The organism is Pseudoalteromonas sp. NEC-BIFX-2020_015 (genome assembly GCF_012952265.1).
GTDB classification, from domain to species: Bacteria; Pseudomonadota; Gammaproteobacteria; order Enterobacterales; family Alteromonadaceae; genus Pseudoalteromonas; species Pseudoalteromonas neustonica.
In genome coordinates this window covers 17,592-35,171 of record NZ_JABCJL010000038.1, presented here as the reverse complement: position 1 = coordinate 35,171, position 17,580 = coordinate 17,592, and the positions used below count along the sequence as shown (strand labels likewise).

The 17,580-nt window shown below is 40.1% G+C and carries 10 protein-coding genes; 2 read left to right on the top strand and 8 right to left on the bottom strand.

All coding sequences use genetic code 11. The features are described 5' to 3' along the window. Nucleotides 1–500: 500 nt before the first annotated feature. The 5 genes from HH219_RS19935 to HH219_RS19915 form a co-directional block, all read right to left on the bottom strand. On the bottom strand, nucleotides 501–977 hold the full coding sequence (locus tag HH219_RS19935) for a dual specificity protein phosphatase family protein (RefSeq protein ID WP_169328434.1): 477 nt from the start codon (nucleotides 975–977) through the stop codon (nucleotides 501–503). Between the two features lie 187 nt (nucleotides 978–1,164). Next, on the bottom strand, nucleotides 1,165–1,521 hold the full coding sequence (locus HH219_RS19930) for a biotin/lipoyl-containing protein (RefSeq protein ID WP_169328433.1): 357 nt from the start codon (nucleotides 1,519–1,521) through the stop codon (nucleotides 1,165–1,167). 71 nt (nucleotides 1,522–1,592) lie between these two features. Continuing rightward, nucleotides 1,593–7,931, bottom strand: a complete 6,339-nt coding sequence (locus tag HH219_RS19925) for a DNA repair ATPase (protein WP_249118570.1) — start codon at nucleotides 7,929–7,931, stop codon at nucleotides 1,593–1,595. Between the two features lie 82 nt (nucleotides 7,932–8,013). Next, a complete protein-coding gene (locus HH219_RS19920; RefSeq protein WP_169328432.1) occupies nucleotides 8,014–10,236 on the bottom strand; it encodes an SPFH domain-containing protein in 2,223 nt (740 codons plus the stop codon). Between the two features lie 60 nt (nucleotides 10,237–10,296). After that, complete coding sequence (locus HH219_RS19915) at nucleotides 10,297–10,911, bottom strand: OB-fold-containig protein (RefSeq protein ID WP_054206750.1); 615 nt, start codon at nucleotides 10,909–10,911, stop codon at nucleotides 10,297–10,299. Nucleotides 10,912–11,415: 504 nt separating this feature from the next. Here HH219_RS19915 and HH219_RS19910 point away from each other — a divergent pair. Further along, the gene (locus HH219_RS19910; protein ID WP_169328431.1) at nucleotides 11,416–12,201 is read left to right on the top strand and encodes a putative porin; all 786 of its coding nucleotides are present in this window, start codon (nucleotides 11,416–11,418) and stop codon (nucleotides 12,199–12,201) included. A 61-nt stretch (nucleotides 12,202–12,262) separates the two neighbouring features. On the opposite strand, the gene HH219_RS19905 is transcribed toward HH219_RS19910, so the two are convergent. Continuing rightward, nucleotides 12,263–13,753, bottom strand: a complete 1,491-nt coding sequence (locus tag HH219_RS19905; protein ID WP_054453231.1) for a dipeptidase — start codon at nucleotides 13,751–13,753, stop codon at nucleotides 12,263–12,265. A 231-nt stretch (nucleotides 13,754–13,984) separates the two neighbouring features. On the opposite strand from HH219_RS19905, the gene HH219_RS19900 reads away from it, so the two are divergent. Beyond that, complete coding sequence (locus HH219_RS19900; RefSeq protein ID WP_064485885.1) at nucleotides 13,985–14,152, top strand: DUF2986 domain-containing protein; 168 nt, start codon at nucleotides 13,985–13,987, stop codon at nucleotides 14,150–14,152. Between the two features lie 368 nt (nucleotides 14,153–14,520). Here the strand turns inward: HH219_RS19900 and HH219_RS19895 are convergent, their stop codons facing one another. After that, nucleotides 14,521–15,021 (bottom strand): hypothetical protein, encoded by a 501-nt coding sequence (locus HH219_RS19895; RefSeq protein ID WP_169328430.1) that lies wholly within the window; start codon nucleotides 15,019–15,021, stop codon nucleotides 14,521–14,523. Nucleotides 15,022–15,306: 285 nt separating this feature from the next. Next, nucleotides 15,307–17,469, bottom strand: a complete 2,163-nt coding sequence (locus HH219_RS19890; protein ID WP_169328429.1) for a TonB-dependent receptor — start codon at nucleotides 17,467–17,469, stop codon at nucleotides 15,307–15,309. Between the last annotated feature and the right edge of the window lie 111 nt (nucleotides 17,470–17,580).

Here is a 17,580-nt window from a genome sequence, read left to right as displayed (position 1 = left end):
CGTTTCACAGGCGCTTACTCTCTACGTTGTTACTTCTTAAAAGGGACGACCATTATTGCAAAGTAACGCCTTGATATTAAGCGCCTGTGGAACGCTGAATTCTGCATCTTGAGGTGGCTTGGGTATATTAACCATAGCCGAGTTCCTATTTTGATTCAATCGACAACTGACTTTCACGTAAATATAAAAAGAGGATTTGGTGTTGTTTTAATGGGCGTTTTGGAAGGGATTGCTGGTGTTTAAGTGGCTTATTTAAGGTGATAAGGGGTTACCCTTATTAATGTATCGTGTTTCTCAGCTTTTCTAGATTATGAACAAGGCAATACAGTTGTCGCACAATGAAGTGAGGCATTCACTTCATTGTGCCCGCAAGGTTAATTTGTTTATTCCTTTATTGACTGTACCTTTATTGACTGTAACATTGCGCTTTTTCAGATCAATGTCTTCTTAATAATATCATCTGCTTTAATTGCGTTTAAACACCTTACTGCATACCAATTTCACAATCCTTTGAGCCAATTTTCTTGCTCCTCGGTATCTGGAACTTTAACACCTCGAGCATCTGAAATTAAAGATAAAGCTTCATTTGCATTTACGCCAAACTTAACAAGAACAGCACCCGCAATAATACCAGTGCGACCGATACCTGCTCGGCAATGGATTACAACATGCTTGCCATTTATAATATCTGAATACAACTCCTCAGCTAAGGTAATTGCTTCAGATGTATTTGGCAAACCACGGTCGGGAATAGGGAAAGAAATAAACTCAATGCCGTATCTATGGCAAAGTGACATCTCCAAAGTTAAACCAACCTCATACTCTTCATTCTTCTCAAGCAATGAAACAACTGTGTCTACACCTAAACTTTTTAAGCCGCTAAATTCATCATCAATCCATTCATTAGAAACAGGTTTAGCCATAACTGATAATTTACCATCAGAGAATTCTTTCACAATATATATAGTTGGAAGCATACTTTCCTTAGGTATATAACGAGGCCAGTAGAAAATAACCCGTTTTTAATTTATTTTTATTGATGGTTTAACCATAGCTAAATTACCCTTAAATAATATTTAACTCTAAGAAAGGTGAAATCCCCTCATAGAATTACTTGGCAATAAACAGGTTTATATTAATATTGACTCAGTGTTTGTTTAACAGTTAATCGGTGGCGATTAAGTGCTGTTGCTCTTCTAGCTGTTGTTTAAGTCGTGTGTTTTCAGCTTTTAAAAAAGCGACCTCTTCTTCAAGGGGTAATTTTTTATCCGCTGTTTGCTCACCGGGTAATTTTTCTCGTAAAAGCATAATGACCTGCTCAGAGTGAATAACATCGCCAACTTTGGCTTTAAAGTCATACACAATCCCTGCACTGGGTGCGATAACTTCAAGTACCGCTTTTTCAAGTTCAACGTCAAATAATGCTTGGTTAGCTGTAACAGCCTGTCCATCGTTGACATAAACAGCGGCAATTTTTGCCTCGCCCATTGAATCAAATAACTCTGGTGCTTGAATATCCATATTTATCATTTCCTTATAGTTAATATACGCACTTTCATTATTGAAGGTGCGTTTAATTAAATTGTCACCTGTTACAAAAGAGTTTGCCTAGGCATTGCGTCATCTTTTGTGTCAGTTTCAACTACTTTGGTTATTACCTGTGCAGGCTGATTTTTCATTGCTGTTAACAGCGCATCTAACGCCTGTTTGTGTTCATCGCTTTGTATGGCTTGTTGCTCAGCATTTTTAACATTTTGTTGGGCCATTAACTCCAATACATCACGATTATTGTTGTGTTCTAGTTCATCTAATAGCTGATTAACTAAATCTGGCGCTAACTGCGCCATATTATTATCTGCTAACGCAGTGAGTATTTGAGCCAGTTGCTCACTGTGATCAAGCGATTTAAGCGCCACTAATAATTGCTCGCTCAATAACTGCATTTGCGCTTGGCTACCCGCTAATAATGCGTGCTTTAAATCATTAAGCGCGGCGTCTGGCGTACTATTGGCAATTGCACTTGCTAGCGTGTTTAACTCAGTTTTAGTATTTAATTGCTCAGTTTGCATATTAAGTGCTGTTATTAATTGCTCAAAGCCTTGTTGGTTATTATTGCCACTTGTAACCTGCTTAAGCTGATCTAACGTTTCACCAAGTTGCGTTAGCTGCTGGTGATTGTTATTGCTATTAATTGCTTGCGTTAACTTTTCTCCTAGGTTGTCAATTTGAGCATGGTTACTATTGCTAGTAACGGCTTTTATCAGCTCATTTAACTGGGCTTTATTATCAAGTGGCGCAATATATTCACTTAATTGCTGACCCAGCATACTCAAAGTTTGGTTACTATTATTGGCCGCAACCACTTTAGCTAACTCGCTCAATTGTGCATGATTGTTATTACTTGCTACGGCATTACTCATCTGTTCTAGTTGCTGGCCAAGCATGTTCAATATTTGATTATTATTATTCGCTGCAACGAGCGTAGCTAATTCATTCAATTGCGCATGATTATTATTACCTGCTACCGCATTGGTCAGCTCACTGAGAGCGTCTTGATTGCGAAGTTGCGCTAAGTGTTCACCTAGTTCTTGCCCCAATACATTAATGGATTGATTGCTATTGTTTGCAGTGAGCACTTTGCTCAATTCATTGAGCTGTGAATGGTTGTTGTTATTTGATACCGCAGCAACCAACTCAGTAATAGCTGTTTTATTATCAAGTGGTGCTAAATGCTTGCCTAAAGCTTGTTCTAAGTTATTAAACGCTTGGTTGGTATTGTTTTCACTGGTCGCTTTGGTGAGGGCGTTAAGTTGGCTGTGGTTGTTATTACTTGCAATTGCAGCACTTAATTGCTCAAGTCCACTCTCATAAGGCGTTTGCTTAAAGCCGTTATCAAGCGATTGCGCAAGTGCGGCCAATGCGTGCTTATTATCTAGCCCTTGAATATTAACGCCTACACTTTGCAGTAAATCACTGTAATCGTGGCTTAGGTTATTTTTACTGAGCTTACTAGCAATGCCCTCAAGTGATTCATGTAAATACCCCATTTGCTCAACAGCCATCATGACTGGGCTGCCTGCTCCATCGAGTTTATTTAAGCGCACAAAGTCTTCTTTAATTTGGCTGTAACGAGCGTGATCTTCTTGCGTTAATGTACCACGCAGTTCACCCAGTTTGAGTAAGTTCTCTTCAGAGCCTTTACTGAGTGTTTGCGCTTCGCCGCGATAATGATCGCGTATAAGGTTTTCAAGCTCTTCGTCATTCATGGCAGCTACGACCTTCTCCGCCATTTTGTTCATGTTACGGTAACTACCTTGGAGCTTAAATGGGGGCTCGGTACGGTAATTATTATCTTGTGCGGCGGAGGCTATATACTGGGCGTTAACTTTAAGCACGGTATTACGAATGGTCATTAGTCGCGTGAGTACGGCTTTAATTTCGTTAGCCTCGGCCTGTGAGTACCCATGTTCCATTTCATTTAATGAAATGTCTTCGCCTTGGCAAATACGCACTAATTTATATAAATCGTCCATATTGCGATTAGCCAGTGGCGCTAATACTGAATTGGAGGTCAGTGCATTTTCAATAAAGCTCATGGCAAATTCTTGCTCACAGCCTGCCAAAGTATCACCTAAGTTATAAATATCGGCGCGGTTAGCTAGCATGTCAGGAATTTTAAAGCTCTCGCCAGATTCCGTATAGGGGTTACCGGCCATCACTACAGCAAACTTTTTGCCGCGTAAATCATAGGTTTTACTTTTGCCATTCCACACGCCATCAATTCGGCGTGAGCCATCACACAATGAAATAAATTTTTGTAAGAACTCTGGGTTGGTATGCTGAATATCATCCAAGTAGAGCATTACGTTATTGCCCATTTCAAAGCTTTGGTTAATTTTTGCAATTTCTTTTTCAGCGGTGGCATTAATTGCTTGAGCTGGGTCGAGAGAAACCTGATCATGCCCTATCGATGGGCAATTTACTTTAACAAAGGTTAGCCCTAAACGGTTTGCAACGTATTCAACCAAGGTTGTTTTACCGTAACCTGGCGGCGAAATAAGTAATAACATGCCCATTAAATCGGTGCGTTTATTTTTACCCGCGGAGCCAATTTGTTTTGCTAAGTTATCGCCAATAATTGGAAAGTACACTTTGTTGATCAGCTGATTACGTACAAACGAGCTAAGCGGGCGTGCTTTAAATTCGTCAAGCTGCAGACGCTCTTTTTGCTCAGCCAAAATATCGCTGCGTAATGTGTGATATTGCTCAAATGCAGGTACTTGCTCGGTGATGTATTTACGCGTGCGAGCATAAAACTCAGCGTAATCTACATTCAGTATTTGCTCTTGCACTCGCTTATGTTGGCCCATAAGGCGTTCAACCTGCGTTATAGGGGTAACATCGAGTACATGATAATGCAGTTTTGTTGTTGCACTTAAATGCGCATAGTTTGCAGCTTCAGCCTGCACGACGGCATTTACTTTATCACTTTGCATGCAATAGGCGTTTACCCAACTTAAAAATAATAATGCACGTTCATCAGTTTGCGTTACATTTTCGCATGCATGATTAAGCTCGTTAATATAGCCTTTTGCTTTGGAGTCACTACTAAACTGCTCAGCTAAGTTTTTGGCCTGCTGAGAAATAATAAACTGTTGTTGTTCTGCTGTTTTTTGTTGCGCTAACTGCTGCACTAAGTAAGCGGCGGCTAAGTCACTTGATAAATCAGTAAAGCGCGCGCGCAGTTTACTTATTTGCGGTAAGTACTCTGCAATTTGCTGACTTAATTGCTCATTCAAGGAGCTGATAAAACTGGTTGCACCAAAATGTTTATCCATCAAAATGGCATTGATCGCTTGATGGTAAAATGTATTCAGTTGTGCGGTTGATAATTGTGCGCTAAATAACTGCGCCACAATCCGACAACTTGCAGGGTAAATAAGCAAATCTAAGCTATTTTTTTGAGTCAATAAGGTGTCAATAATTGCGCATGCATCGTGATCGTGAATACCTTTTTCGTAACCCTCTTGGTAGCGCGGCTCAGCAAACTTTTGCACTAACGAAAGTAAGGTATCTTCTTTTTTTGCCTGTTGTAATTGTACAAAAGTAAGCGAGTGCTCACTGTTTTCACACGCAAGCAATATTTGCGCAGCTAAATACTCACCACGATAAACCTCGTCATTCTCAGAGACCAAGGTTTGTTGCCACAAATGGCGACTTTGCTGTAGCGTATTAAGACTTTGCTCATCTGTTATTGGTTCAAAATAATCAGTTCCCGTTAAGTGCAGCATTAGCTGCTCATCGCGCGGCAATAACGTTAAATCAAGCAGCTGCTTATTTACGCTAAATGCGTGTTTACCAATACTGACTGAATTACCGCCATCAGTAAAAATGTCTTGTTTGTCACGCAGTGAGCGAATGCCCTGATCTTTACTCGCTTTGAGTTTTGATTGAATATCATCGGCACGTATTTCATCACCTAACTCTTTGAGCTCAGTAGTCAATGCGCGTAATTTGCTGATCATAGGATCGGCAGCAAAATAGGTATTGAGCGCATCAAGCTCAGTAAAGCTTTGCGCGCGGCGGTTTACGCCCTGTAAAATACGCTCTGCAGCGTTAGCTAAGTTAAGTGCACGGCGCTGGCGAGTATCAATTAAGCTTTGTTTGTGCGCTTCAAAGCTTTCGTATACGTCATCGCGCTTTGCAATAATTTCACTGAGGTATTCGTCAAAGTCACTAAATTGCGATTCAAGCTCTTCGAGCTGAATCAGTAATCGAGATAATTGATCGTCACACGCTTCTGGTGTTTTGGCGTTATTTAGCGCGTTAGTAATACTTTGCGAAAACAGCTTAAAGCGTGCGGCAAATTCGGCTTTTGCTTCAACACTACCCAGGCTTTTTTGACGAATTTCAATACTGGCTTTAGCGCGATTAACCAGCGCATAAACAGCACTGATGTCTTCTAATATTTGCGTGCGTACGCGGCTGTCATCAATGTCTAAATCAAGCATGGTGTGGTTGAGTAAATCAAGCTCCACGCTTTGCGTATCAAGTTGCGCTATATACGTTTTTAGCTCGCTGACACTTTCGCTTTTACTGCTGAGTTCTTCCAGCTCTTTTAGTTTTTCGTGGTACGGTGCTAATGCGCTATCTTGTTGTAAAAATGCAGCTGTTGCTTGGCTTACTTCGCCAAGCCTTTCATCAATTTGGTTTTGTAGTGCGTTAAGTGCATCTGTATCTATATACTTAATGTCTTCAAGGCTGATCACTTGCCCTTTTAAGATTTTTAACGCATCAATACCCTGCACAAACTGTGGCGCAGCTTTAAAGCTATCTGGGCGTATGTCACGAGTTACATCAGTATATTGTTTATTAATATCCACCAAGGCTTGCTTGGCTTTGTTTTGAATTTCAGTAACTTTTTCAAATTCATCCAGCACTTGCTCAGCAGTTTCATTAATGCTGTGCAGGTTTTGAGCAATTTCAGTAAACTCACCTTCATTAAGCCAATGATAACGGTCGAAAATATTACGACTTAACGCAATCATGTCTTCGTAATGAAATAGACTCGGGCTTTGTTCATTTATTGCTTTACAAACACTGTACAAGTCAGAAATACCGCGTACTAAATCAGGGTTACCTATTTTGCCAAAAAAGCTGGTCAGCGGCGGCGCATTCGCAGCAAATTCAGCTGATACAAATGGGCTTTGCCAAATTTGAATCGGGTGTACGCGTTCAGGTTCGTCTTTATCAGCTTTAAAGGTAAGCGTTAAACCATCGTTGTATATGCCGTAGCCGTGACAATAGATAGGGTTTTGCAGGTTTTTATCAATAATATTGTATGCAAACAGTGCATAACGACCTTCGCTTGGCTCATAAAATACGTATAAAACATCTTCGCCGTTGGGTGACTTTATTTGCCTGTGGAATTCAAGATCTTCTATTTGCTCTTCAAACGATCGCGCTTGCCCTGATTGTAAATAATAACCACCGGGGAAAATAACACCGTGATCTTCAGGTAAAGTAACGCAGGCACTGCCAATGGCATCTTGGCGAGCAACCTGCTGAGTACGCGTATTAAAAATAAAATAACGCCATGTTTTTTCGCGATACGGGAGTATTTTTATTAATACTAAATCGCCCACCAGCGCGTATTCTACATCGCTATCAGCAAGAGATTGGTTTTTATCATCAACCGGTTCTTGGTAAATACCTTCACCGGTATCTGTGCTGTTTTCAATTTTAATCGTGAGTGAACCACCTATGGTCTCCACAAAAACTTGGTCAGCAATATTAATATGGGCATGACGCCCTTCTACGTGATCACTGCGGTCAGTTTTGAGCCATTCAAAATCGTAGTCATGGGCGTGTTGAATATCACGTTCGCCGCGGTTATCTATATAATTGATGGTATTGTCTGGGTGAATTTCCCAGCGAAAAACCCGCACATCAGATAACTTGTCGCCAATTTGGAATAACGCAAACAGCTTGCCATTTTGTTGGTATAAGTGCTGTAAACTGGTTTGTTTATAGTAAGTATAAAGCTCTTCAAAATCTCGAATAAAGCGCGTATCAGTTAAAAAGCGGGTTTGCTCTGGGTAAGCTTCCACTTCAAAGTGATCGTCTTGTTCTACTAGTTTTTGTACGCTAAACACGTCGTTAATTGAGGTTTCTTTTTTTAACCCAAGCAATACGTTATAAGCAAAAATAACTTTATCGCCTACAATTACAATGTCACGCGGTGTACAATTTTGTTCCGTACGAACTCTCACTCGCCCTTTAACTTGTAATTCTGTACTGCCAAACTCCGTTATACGCTGCTGATTAACTTCATCAATTTGCGTTTTTAAAGTCCCGCCAAAATTACTTAAGCGGCGTTTAATTAAGTCGTATGAGCCTTGCTCTAGCGCTTGCTGTGTTGCGTCCGTCATGAAAAACTATCCTGAAATTTAATTAAAGTTAGCCGTAATAAGTAATCTATTACGGCTAAAGGGATGAAACTTAGAAACCAGACTAGTCTTTTGTATCTAGCTTAATTTTATCCTCTAAACCACCACCTAAATTGCCACCTAACATACTCAACAATTGGCTTTTTTCAGCCGCTGTTGTGTTACTTAACTGCTTAAGTAACTTGCTCATATTAAAGTTTTTAAGTGTTTCAGCTGAGCCATTGGCCCCTGCTAGCACACCTTTTAGGTCTTCAATTAAATTACGATCACCGTTTAAGTGATCTTTAAACACGGTTTGCACAGTTTTACTTTCATCAACTAGGCCATCAATTGATTTACCTAAACTGATTGCACTCATAAATTGATTAAAGAACTGGCCATCACCACCCATAATATTGATATCGGCTTTGCCTAAAGCATTTGCCATAATGTGTGCTTGGTGCTCAGCAATGTCTTTGCTTGCTGAAATTTTTGCCAATACCAACTCTTTTTGTTGATTAAGTTGTAACGTGAAACTCTCATAATCGCGGGCATCTTGATCCATAGAGTTAAGGGCTTGTAGTTTTTCTTCAAGGCCTTTTGCTTCTGCGAACATTTTACGTTCAAGGTTAATTGCTTCTACTTCACCTTGCTTCTCATTTGCCTCAGCCATCGCTGTTTGAACTTGTGCTTCTGTAAGTCCTATTTCACGATCACCTTGCGCTTGCGCTTCGAGTTTTTGACGCAGAACCTTAGCATCGGCTTCACCTTGTTTCTCGCTAGCTTGTGCCATTGCTGTTTGTACTTGCGCTTGTGCAAGTCCAATTTCGCGATTACCTTGCGCTTCAGCTTCAAGTTTTTGACGCATTATTTTAGCGTCGGCTTCGCCTTGAATTGCGTTTGCTTCAGCTTTCGCTTTAATAATATCTGCTTCAGCAAGACCTTGTGCCGCTGTTTCAACTTGATGTGCCTGAGCAAGGATCTTTTTAGATTCAGCTTGCTGATTAGCAATTCTCAGCTCTGCATTGGCCATTGTTTCAAGTTCACGGGCTTTGTATTCTGCCGCTTGCTCTTGCGCTTTTGCCGCCTCAATGTCTTTAACTAATAACTCTTCTGCTTGTGCTTTAGCACGAATGATCATTGCGTCTTTTTCACGTTCAGCACCAGCGAGTACTTTCACGTCTTTAATACGCTCTTCTTCTTCAGCGACTGATTTCTCAACAATAACGCGATCACGTACTACGTCAGCGATTTCTTTACGCTCAACTTCCAGCGCTTTTTCTTTGTTGATACGTAGAATTTCAGTTTCTCTTTCGCGTTCTATTACTTCAATTTCACGCGAGCGCGCTACTTTCTCTTCCTCAATACCTAAAACGCGTAGTCTATTTTGTTCAGCTATATCCAGCTCACGCTGTTTATTTTGCTCGCTGATACCAATAGCTTCTTCAGACTGAATACGTGCTTGTTCTGATTTAAGGCGCTCTTCTTGACGTACTTTTTCAGCTTCGGCAAATTCGCGCGCTTTAACTGTTTCTATTTCTCGTACTTGGCGCGACATGGCATCTTGCTTTTGGCGCTCAATTTCAAGTGATTTTTCGGTAGCTTCTTGATTTTGGATCTCAATTTTAGCGCGTTCGTCACACTTTAATTGGTTGGTCGATACGTTTTGTACAGCGGTCATTTCGGTGATGCGGCGAATACCTTCAGCATCAAGAATGTTTTGCGGATCAAGTTTATCAATCGACGTTTGTTCAAGGTAATCGATTGCTACATCTTCAAGCGTATAGCCTGATAAGTCTTGGCCAATCACTTCTTTTATATTGTCGCGAAATTCATTTCGATGAGTAAATAACTCAACAAAATCCATGCGCTTACCCACTGTTTTAAGCGCTTCTGAAAATTTGGCTTCAAACAGTTCTTGCAAAGTGTCGTGCTCAGAGGCGCGAGCACACCCTACATGCTTAGCAACACGTAAAATATCTTCTTTATTTTCGTTTACACGAATATAAAATGTAATAGCAATGTCGGCACGAATATTGTCCTTACAGATCAAACCACCTTTATCTTTACGCTCAAGTACCATACGTTTAGTGGAAATATCCATTACTTCCATTTTATGGATTACAGGATAAACAATACCGCCTGTAGTGGTGACATCGGGCTCATTTTTCATTTTATTAATGATCAGCGCTTGGCCTTGCTCTACTTTACGATAAAACTTGCCAATAATAAGCAAAATAGCAAAAATGACCGCTATTGCTATACCTACAAAGGTTAATATAGGTATGAGGTTATCTAAAAATTCCATGTTATGTCCTAACGTGATTATTGATTTGTTATATGTTACTTATTCCTAAAACGCAGGAAATTACCAAGGCTTTGCGGCAATAATGTAACAATGTTGCTCTTTGAGGTGATCAAGCAACACAGCAGTGTCGCCTGAAGTAAAGGGTTCGTTATTTTCTGCTCTGACTTCGATTAATTGCTCAGTACCTTGAAATTGAACGCGTGCTTGACCAAATGTATTGGTTACTTTACCTGTAACAACAATACACTCTAAACCAAGTAAATCAGAACTTTGGGAGGTTTCTGCGCTCGTAAAAAAGCGCTGAAGTGGGCGTGAAATAATAGCCGCAACGGGAATGGCAACCACCAAACAGGTTACTAGCATCACCACACCTAAAATATAAAATAAAGTGCCATCACCAAGTAAATAAGCAAAAAACTTATGTGCGTAAATACTGATTAACCAACTAATCATCACAACAAGACTAACTGACACCGTGATAGGTATGCCACCAAAGCCCATATTCAGCCATGAACTGATGCCTGAGCTTTGCGATGCATCAGCGTCAATATCAGATTCAAACATATCAATATCAGCAAAGCCGATTAAAGTTATTGCCCAAAACAACACGACAACCAATAACAGCGCTGAAAAAATAACAGTGGGAAAGGTAAGAGCTAAGTTTAAAAATTCCATATAACTGCAGTCCATTTTTTAATTACAATACTTGCATATAACTTTTTATCATCTAGCGATGTATTTGTTAAGTTATTTATACCTATTATGGGTTTGAAATATAAACAATGTAAATAACTTTTGGCTACGAATACGCTAAATTAACTAACGCTGCTTAGTATTTCACCTATATACCCAAGCCACCTCAAGATACAGTTTCAGTTGGAGTTAAAAGCGATTCAGGCAAGGCATTGATTGCAAATAATGGTTGTTCCCTTGTTAAAATCAATAACGCAGTATAAATCGCTTTTAAACCAACCCGTTGGGCGTTTCACAGGCGCTTACTCTCATCGTTGTTACTTCTTAAAAGGGACTGCCATTATTGCAAAGTAACGCCTTGATATTAAACACCTGTGAAACGCTGAAGTCTGCATCTTGAGGTGATTTGGGTATATAATTAGCAAAAAATGCATTACTTAACTTAGAATGCTGAAATACAAACTTCGCTATTCTAAAAGGATATTTATGCGCTACTTAATCCCACTGTCACTTTTTGCTTTATCATGCTCCCTGCCTGTTATTGCATCGGAGCCTAAAACCCATCAATGGTTTAATACCGCAACATATAACACCTTAAAAAATATAACTAACGATAATGACTCTGTCGCGCTTTCTAGCCATTACTATTTTGCACCGCAACAACATTCTGGCGTATGGGATGATTTTGGTTACTTAGACACTGATACTAACATTAAACTTGATTACTCTAATGATGATGACGCAGACAACTTTGGGCTGTTTGCTGAGGGCTTTTATAATAAATGGTTTGCAAGTGTTGAGCTTGCTGATTTAGGTGAAACCGACGACTATTCATTAGGCTTAGGATATGTATTTGCACAGTCGCTCAAAGTGTCAGTTCGTTTAGCTGAGTTTAAAGCCGCCGATACGATTTATTGGTTTAAAGCTCAATACAATCATCAACTAAATGACACAGATTACCTTGGTTTTACGATTGAAACTGACGATGATATTGATACTTGGAATGCCTCTACGCGTTATTTTCACCACCTTAGTCATGAGCGCTATTTAAGTGTTGATTTAGCTTATGAAGACAATGGTGTTGATTCTGTATTCTCTGGTATGGCTAATTATTATTTTAATCGCAATGTGGCTATTGCCGCGGGTGTTGCTGATTCACATCTGCAACTTGAAGCTAAATATTTTATAAATAGCCAATATTATTTTACGGCTCACTTTAGCGATATTGAGGAAGGTGAACAATACGCAGCTAAATTTGTCGCACAGTTTTAATTAACGAACCTGAACGTGGTTAATTGCCGCTAATCAGCGGCAATTTATGGTATTTAAAGTATTACATATTTCCCAGTTCAATCATCATCGCGGTGTACATTTTTAAGTTTAACTTAAGCTGCTCTACAGTAATAAACTCATGCTCTGAATGGCCTGTGTAACGCTTTCCTGGCATTGATGGACCGAACGATACGGCATTATCAAATAGTTTTGCGTTTGTGCCACCACCAATCGATACAAAGCCCGCGTCTTTATCGCCAGTAAAGTGTTTAAATATATCAAGTAAAGCCTGAGCGTGTGGTGCGCTGTCGAGCAGCATTGGTTTACCAATCACGATATCAATATTACTCAACTTGGCTTTATTTACAGATTGCCAATTTGCCAAAGCGCTGTTTATTTGTGCGCGTAATACAGCTTCATCTTTACCAACTGGGCGACGCAAGTTCACTGCAAGTGTGAGTGCATTACCATCACGCTCAATCAGTGTTGGTGCCACCGTCATTGGTCCCATAAAGTTATGCTCATATGCTATATCACCAAAATCTTTACCGTGTATATCAAGGCCTATCAGCTGGTTAATAAAATGAATTGTTTGTGCATCGCTATTACTTTCAAGCTTAATGCCTTTAAAAAGTTCAGCTAAGTAGGCAATGGCATTCACACCCGACTCCGGCTCTGAAGAATGAGCTGACATACCTTTAACGCTAATTAATATTCCACTTTCTTGTTCGCTAAAGTTAAACTCTACAGCGTTTAGTGCACTCGCTGCATGTTTAAGCTTGCTAACTAATACTGTATCGGCATTATGTAATATAACACTGGCATCTTCCGGAATTTGGCTTTTAAATGCGCCACCTTTAAGTTCGCTTACATACGCGCTAGTTTGTGCCGATGTTGCATTAAAAGTAGGTTCAACCAAACTCCAGCCTTTTTCTGCCACAACTACAGGGTATGAGGCATCAATCGTCACCGCATACTTTGGTTGTGGGTAGGTCCTCATAAACTCTTCAAGGGGTCCCCAATCAGACTCTTCAGCTAAATAAATCATTAGCTCAATGCGATTATTAAGGTCAATGCCCTGATCTTTTATTGCTTTCATTGCATAAAGCGCTGTGGCAATAGCGCCTTTATCATCCTCTGTACCGCGAGCAATCAATTTGCCTGGCTCTGAAGTACTGTCGATTTCAAACGGGCTTTTTTTCCATTTGCTGGCGTTAGCGGGTTGCACATCACCATGGGTGACTATCGTTACTTTTTCTGTTTGCTTGCCCATGCCAATTAAAACGGTGTAACCCAAATCTTGATAATCAAATCCCAGCGCTGCTGCTTTCATTTTTAATAGCGCTTTAAAACCAATAAAGTCTGGGTTGTCTGGTGTATTAATTCCGTTTTTATTGACTGTTGGAAAAGAAACCATATTTGCTAAAGTGTGAATTTGTGCATCTTGGTATGTGTTAACTGCGTACTGCGCAACCGCATCACTACGACTATCTATATTGGCGTGAGCAGTTGCAGCTAATAACGCCAAGCTTGCTAAAAAAAATTGTTTCAAAGCGAGATCCTATTAAGTTGAAAGACCAAATTAGGTGATATCCAAGCCCAAGTGCAACTTTGAACTCTGCATCTTGAGGTGGTTTGGGTGATAAGTGTAACGCCGTTGATGATTTCGATGCTAGCTTTGTACCTATCGCAACAGATATTTTCTAATCGCATAATAATTCGATAGCTAATAGCGTTCATTGCGCTGTATAATATGCCACCATTTTTAAGGCGTGAGTGAGTTATGAATCGCAGAAAGAAGATAGTTACTAAATTTAATAGCAGGGACAAGCGCGCCAATGCAAAATTACATAAAAGTAATAAGCCCGCTTATGTCTCTAAAGCAGAACGTGAAAGATTAGCTTTACTTGCTGAAGAACAAGCAGACACTGTAGTAAGTGATGAAGCATAAAAATAAACACGCTTCATTCGTAAGTCTATAAAGGTCAATTCTCTGCCAGTTATCGTCTTTGAGTATAGAGATGTAGGGCGATATTACATAAACAAGCGCAGGGAATTGACTGTAAGCAATTCCTGCACAATCATTACCGCCTCATTATCTTGTTTACTCGTGATTATTTAAATACGTCTCGTACACCAATAACAACCTCAGCGCATTAATCACTTTTTTTCTAACCATTTGTTCATTGCCTTATCGTAGGCGTCGGTTATTTTTGTTGTTGCGCAAGTGATACTCATAATGTAACTATCTGGTAGATCATTTTTTGGCATTACACCGGCTCCAATCGATACTTTTTTAAAGCACTTATCACCAAAGCGCTAGGTGGAGAATTGCATGCTTTGCTTCTCAATTTTTAATGGGTCTATGTTGGCTATTTGATGCTTTTTTGGGACTGTGAGACGCTGTGGTTGTGCTGAGTTTTGTGACTGTTGAAATGTTGATGGAAACGTATTTTGCTGTTTTTTTAGAATACTTTTCAAACCTAGTTTGAGGTCTATTTTTTTGTAGCTATTAGTGTCCTCTAGTGCCTTTGGCGCTGCAGGTTTTAATGGCTTTACTTGTTTTTTAATTTTTATAATCGTGTTTTCAGCAGGAATAATAGGGTTTTCAATCTTTTTCGGTAGTGTGGCTTCTTCTCGCTGAATGCTGGGCGTTTCTATTACAGGCAATGGATTAGGTGGCGGCATACTAACTATGTATGCTTTGATGGGTGGCGTTTCTACAGCAACTAGCACTGGTGTTTTTACGGTCATTATAATTGAAAAAACAATGCCGTGGAGCAGTAATGAAATAATAAGAGGCCGGCGCCACGTTGTCACAATGTTTGTTCCCTAAACGATAATGCAATCTGACCATACAAGCTCTACAAAGTTCCTAATCATTTACACCTTGTTGTTATTTACCTAGATTCAATATTACGCTGATATTTTTGATTCTACTAAAGTTGCAGGACTTAAAGCCAAAATTGCCGTTAAGGTTACAATTATAAAACGAGAATCGTATTTTTAGCTGTATCAAGTTTTGTGATGAGTTAAGTTTAGTGATGAGTTGATGTAAAAAGGCCAAATAGTTTGGCCTTTAAAGCTTAGTTACCTTTTTATTTACTAAAACGCATAACTCATCCCTAAATTAACTGAGCGCCCTTGCCCTGCTAGTTGATTAAAGCCTACGGTCATGTCTTTTTTGTATTGAGCAATACTCACCCCACCCAGTGGCAGCTGATAGTATTCATCAAGTAAATTAGTGACTGCCAACTTAACCGTCAGCTTGTCCCATGTTGCTTTGGTTTCTATATTAAGTAAGCTATAGCTATAGGTTTTATTTTCAAAGCGGCGCGCGTCAACCCGCGTTTTACTATCAACCCATTCCCAACTTAAAGCACTTTGCCATTTACCTACTTGTTGCTCAATAGCTATTTTGCTATGCAATGGCATTATTTGATATAACGACTCATCGCTGTCATCACGTTCACCATGTGTTGCTGTAACTCCTGCTTTTAACAACCATAACCCTGCGTGTTTACTTTCAAAAATACGCAGCGCCGCATCAACCTTTACGCCGTACAATGTCGCGTCAATGTTTGAAAACTTTAAAATATTACGCTTAGTTGAGGCCATATCTGTACGGTTAAAGCTATCAACCACTGTGCCGTCAATATAATCATCTACTTTGCTGCGCCAAGCATTCGTTGTTATTTGCCATGATTCATCGGCTGCTGATTTAGTATAACTTGCACTTAATGTGTAGGCAGTTTCGGCTTCTAAGTCAGGGTTGCCTATATAGCCATTGCCGTCACCAAACCAGCCGATCATACTGGTTGACATTGTACTAACCCCCCAACTGTAACGCTCATATAAATTAGGCGCACGGTTTTTACGTGCTAGGCCAAGTTGTAATTCATCGTTTGCACCAACTTGGTAACGCAGCAATAAGCTGGCATCAACTAATGTATCAGTACGTTTGCGATCAAGGGCATTAAATTCTGCCGCGGCTGTCTCATTACTTTTTCCCATTGCATGCATCCCCTCCATGGATGGCATATTCTCCATATTTTCATGCATACCACCGCCCATCTTTGTCTCAGTGTAACCTTGTACTTCTCCTGCGTTTGTTGTTACATGCTCAATACGCGCCCCAGCTGATACCCACCACTTTTTATTTAGCTGTTTTTGTAATTCAGCAAAGCCAGTAATACGATCGCGCTTACCGTCGTTTATATTCACATAGTCATTTGGTCCCATCATCATTGAGCCTTGTACTGCTGGCCACCAATCATCAATGCGATACCCATAGTATTCTTGACCTAGCAACAACTGAGTATCTGCATCAAAGTCCAAACGCCAGTTAAGTTGATAGCTAATATCTTGCGCGTCCGTATTCATTGGCATCATGCCGGTTTTTTCTGGGGTAAAAAATCCCATTTTATGTTTCACATCATTAAAATTAACCTGAGCCTGAAACTCACCACGGTCAATTATGCGACTATATTGCGAGATAAAACCGTAACTGGTGTTATCGGTCATATCCATATATTGATTTGCAAAGCCCTGAAACGGTATTTTTTGATGCGTTAGTTTAATTACAAACTGCTGTTTTTCATCACGAATCGCGCCTGTTAATGCATGATTTTGAACGCGATATAGCGTATCAAGTACTAAGTCGCCACGACCATCGTCATAACTATCAGCATCCTCAAATGCGCCTTGATAACTTAATGTAAAGCTATCGCTGGCCAAGCGTGCGCCTACACCCACGGCTTTTGCATGATTAATACTACGATACTGGGCTGATACATACCCTGAGTGCCAATCAAGCTCTGCTACTTCGCTGTACTGTGGTGCAATTGAATTCACTTTAATCACACCCGCTATATTATCGCCACCAGCACTTACCGGTGAGATCCCTGCAATAACACTATACGACGATACTTGATTCGCTGATATGTAAGACAAAGGCGGATTCATTTGATTGCCGCAAGCTGCTGTAATATCAGCGCCATCTACAATGACTTTTACGCGATCACCCATCATGCCATTTAAAATTGGTAGGCTAGATACGCCTCCAGCCGCAGAAAAATTAACACCGAGTTCACTTAACAACTGCTCAGCTGAACCTAGCATTTCGTGCTTATTGGGGTTTTGCCCGTGCACTTCAATAACTTCGATTGATTCATCGGCGATGGCAAAAGGCGAAAGTAACATTACGATGCTCAATGCAACAGGTGAAAGTACACATTGCGAGTTAGAAAGTGAAAAGTGACTGTTCATTTTATTCTTTAATTACAACAGGTTTAAGATGCCTAAAGTATATACTCTGGTGAATACACTGAACACGCGACAAATTGTCGCACCAAAAAAAACACATCGAATTAACAAAAC